Source organism: Weissella sp. DD23 (assembly GCF_001579105.1).
In the GTDB taxonomy this organism is placed as follows: Bacteria; Bacillota; Bacilli; order Lactobacillales; family Lactobacillaceae; genus Weissella; species Weissella cibaria.
Map to the genome: position 1 here is coordinate 332,598 of NZ_KQ970390.1, position 3,907 is coordinate 336,504.

At 44.7% G+C, this 3,907-nt stretch carries 3 protein-coding genes; all 3 read right to left on the reverse strand.

Annotated features, from left to right (window positions below; translation table 11 throughout):
• On the reverse strand, positions 1 to 1,345 hold a 1,345-nt coding region (locus WEIDD23_RS01610), incomplete at its 3' end, for an acetyl-CoA carboxylase biotin carboxylase subunit (protein WP_062358700.1).
• 64 nt (positions 1,346 to 1,409) lie between these two features.
• Positions 1,410 to 1,823, reverse strand: coding sequence for an acetyl-CoA carboxylase biotin carboxyl carrier protein (locus WEIDD23_RS01615; protein ID WP_010374855.1), 414 nt, complete (start codon positions 1,821 to 1,823; stop codon positions 1,410 to 1,412).
• Positions 1,824 to 1,903: 80 nt separating this feature from the next.
• Positions 1,904 to 3,907 (reverse strand): excinuclease ABC subunit UvrB (gene uvrB, locus WEIDD23_RS01620; protein ID WP_062358701.1); only part of this gene is annotated, 2,004 nt, incomplete at its 5' end.

Sequence of the window (3,907 nt, forward strand, 5' to 3'; positions counted from 1 at the left end):
CCGGCAAAAATGTCGTTTCGACAAAATCAATTGGGATGATACCTTGCTGTACGGCCTGGTTATGTACCAAATCCCGTTGAATTGAGAGATTAGTATCAATACCGTGAATGACCACCTCGTCCAACGTACGAGATAACTTTGTGAAGACTTCGTCACGACTATTGGCAGATACAATCACTTTACCAATCATTGAATCATAATAGGGCGCGATTTCTTCGCCAGTATAGATAGCCGAATCAAAACGCACACCAGGGCCACCAAACGGTAAATAACTAAATGAAATTTGTCCAGCGCTCGGTTGAAAGTTTTTGTGTGGGTTTTCAGCATTTAACCGGACTTCCACTGCGTGCTGTTTAACCTGGATATCCTGTTGGGCAACGGGCAATGGTTCACCTGCAGCCACAAGAATTTGCATCTTGACGAGGTCTAACCCTGTCACGGCTTCGGTGACTGGATGCTCAACCTGGATACGGGTATTCATTTCCATAAAATAAAAATGATTATCCCGGTCAGCAAGAAATTCAAAGGTGCCGGTATTAACGTAGTTTAAAGCGTTCGCGGCCTTTACTGCCAGTTGGCCTAGATTTTCGCGAATCTCACTTGTGATACCAACTGCAGGAGACATTTCAATCATTTTTTGGTGATTACGTTGAATAGAGCAATCACGTTCCGGAAAATAAACGGTCTGTCCCGTTGCATCGCGCATGATTTGAACTTCGATGTGGCGAACGTCTGTCATCACTTTTTCAACATACATCTCACCGGATCCAAAAGCACGTACTGCTTCAGCTTGGGCGCGATCGAATTGTTCAACTAAAGTTGTGGCGTCGGGAATGAAACGCATACCTTTACCACCACCACCAGCGGCTGCTTTAAGCATGACTGGATAACCAATTTCAGCACTAATTTCAGCAGCTTCTTGACTCGTTGCTAATGTACCGATGCTTCCCGGTATGACGGGAATGCCCGCCGCCCGCATGGTTTCTCGTGCCGCCGCTTTATCCCCCATCAAGTCGATGGTCTCAGCTCGAGGCCCGATAAAATCAATGCCAACGTCATGTAACATGTTCACAAACATGGCATTTTCAGATAAGAAGCCATAGCCTGGGTGGACGGCTTCAGCACCGGTCAATAAGGCCGCACTGACAATGTTTTGCCGGTTTAAGTACGAATCCTGCGGCTTAGGTCCGCCAACGCCAATTGCCTCATCGGCTAGTTGTACGTGCAAAGCTTCTTTGTCTGCAGTGCTATAAATTGCCACTGCTTTGATATTCAACTCATGCAAAGCCCGAATGATACGGACTGCAATTTCACCACGATTAGCAACTAATACTTTTTTGTACATTATTTTTAAACTCCATTAACGTAAAAGAGGCTGGAACAACGTTCCGGCCTCTCTTTCTCATGAATTAATTCGGTTGTACAGTAAACAAAACGTCGTCATAACCAACGACCGCTTCATTTTCAGCGTTAATAGCCACAATAGTCCCGGCTACCTCACTGTGTACCTCAGTCATTAACTTCATCGATTCGATAATTGCCACTGTTTCACCAATCGAAACTGGATCACCCACTTGCTTGAAGTTTGCAACACCAGGTTTCGAGGCTAAATACAATGTCCCAACCAATGGGGCCGTGATTGTTAGTGTTTCATCAACAGTAACTGGTGTATCAACCGTTGTTGCTTGATACACGGGTGTCGTTTGTGCTTCATTTTTGTTCAAGTATAAATGGGTGTCATCTGTATCGAGTTTGAATTCACGCAATGAACTATTCTCGAAATCACGCATTAACGCCTGAATATCAGCTAGACTAAAATCCATGATAATCCCCTAGCAATCTATATTTTTCTGTATTTACAACAGAAATACCAATAATCATTATAACATAGTGTGCAATGCCGTCAGACACCAAGTTGTAGTTTAAGTTCCATGACAGCATCGCGTAAGCTGGCGGCCTCTTCAAAGTCCAATCGCTTGGCAGCTGCGCGCATTTGGTCTTCCAAATTAGCGATCATTGCTTCTTGATCTGGACGAGCCATGTCCTTAAAGGCAACTTCAGTAAAGCTAGTTGACTCGTTGGTCTCCGTCGTATCATGACTAACGGCAATAAGGCCACGAATTTCTTTTTTGATGGTATGAGGTGTAATATCGTGCTCTTGATTGTACGACATTTGGATCGTACGGCGTCGGGCGGTTTCTTCCATCGCGGCTTGCATTGACCCGGTTATGTTATCGGCGTACATAATAACGTGACCGTTTTCATTACGGGCCGCACGACCAATCGTTTGAATTAGTGAGCGAGTATTACGTAAGAAGCCTTCCTTGTCGGCATCTAAAATCGCAACCAGAGACACTTCCGGTACGTCAATCCCTTCACGAAGCAAGTTAATACCTACTAAAACATCAAATTTACCGAGTCGTAAATCACGAATAATCTCAGTACGCTCAAGCGTTTTAATATCAGAGTGCAAGTACTTAACCTTAACCCCGACATCTTCAAGATAATCGGTTAAATCCTCAGCCATTTTTTTGGTAAGCGTCGTTACGAACACACGTTCATCTTTGGCAGTGCGCTCGTTAATTTCACCCAACAAGTCATCAATTTGTCCCATAACTGGCCGAACTTCAATTTCCGGATCAAGCAGTCCTGTTGGACGAATGATTTGTTGCGCAACATCATCATGACTAACCCGTGCTTCTTCATAATCACCAGGTGTCGCTGACATGTAGATAATTTGATTAACGTGTTCTTCAAATTCTTCTAAACGTAGTGGTCGATTATCCAAAGCCGATGGTAGTCGGAAACCAAAGTCAATCAAAGTTTCCTTACGGGCACGGTCACCCTTATACATACCACGTACTTGGGGCATGGTCACGTGAGACTCATCCACAACAATCAAGAAATCATCTGGGAAAAAGTCGAGTAACGTGAATGGCGGTTCCCCCGGTGCCCGCCCATCCATGTGGCGTGAATAATTTTCGATACCGCTGGTGAAGCCCATTTCGCGAATCATCTCAATATCATATTCAGTACGTTGCTTCAGGCGTTGCGCTTCTAACAACTTACCTTCCTCTTCAAAGACTTTTAGCTGGGCATCTAATTCCGCTTGGATTGTCTTTAGCGCCCGATCACGAATGGCATCATTGGTCATAAAGTGAGTAGCTGGGAAAATAGTGGCCAAATCTAGGTCAGCCGTTACTTCCCCAGTAAGGGAATCAACTTCACGAATTCGGTCAACCTCATCGCCAAAGAATTCAATGCGCAAAGCCTTCGCATCAGATGATGCCGGAAAGACTTCCAAAACATCACCACGAGCGCGGAAACGACCACGTTGGAAGTCAATATCATTACGTTGGAATTGAATATCAACTAGGCGACGCATGAGGTCGTTTCGTTCAATCACGTCACCCACACGGACGTTGATAACGTGGTCATTATACTGTTCAGGACTACCTAATCCAAAAATAGACGAGACTGATGCCACAACGATCGTGTCGTTTCGAGCGAGTAAGGAAGCCGTCGCAGAATTACGCAACTTATCGATTTCATCGTTGATTGAAGAGTCTTTTTCAATATACGTATCAGATGATGGTACGTATGCCTCGGGCTGATAGTAGTCATAGTAAGAGACGAAGTACTCAACCGCGTTGTTGGGGAAAAACTCTTTAAACTCGCCGTATAACTGCCCAGCTAGCGTCTTATTGTGTGATAAGACGAGGACGGGCTTATTAGCTTGGGCAATCACATTCGAAATAGTAAACGTTTTTCCGGTTCCGGTGGCACCTAACAAAATTTGCTCTTTTACCCCGTTTTTAAGACCAGTTACTAGCTTATCGATCGCTGTTGGCTGGTCACCGGTTGGCTCATATTTTGAGACGACCTCATATTCATGACTATCATCGCG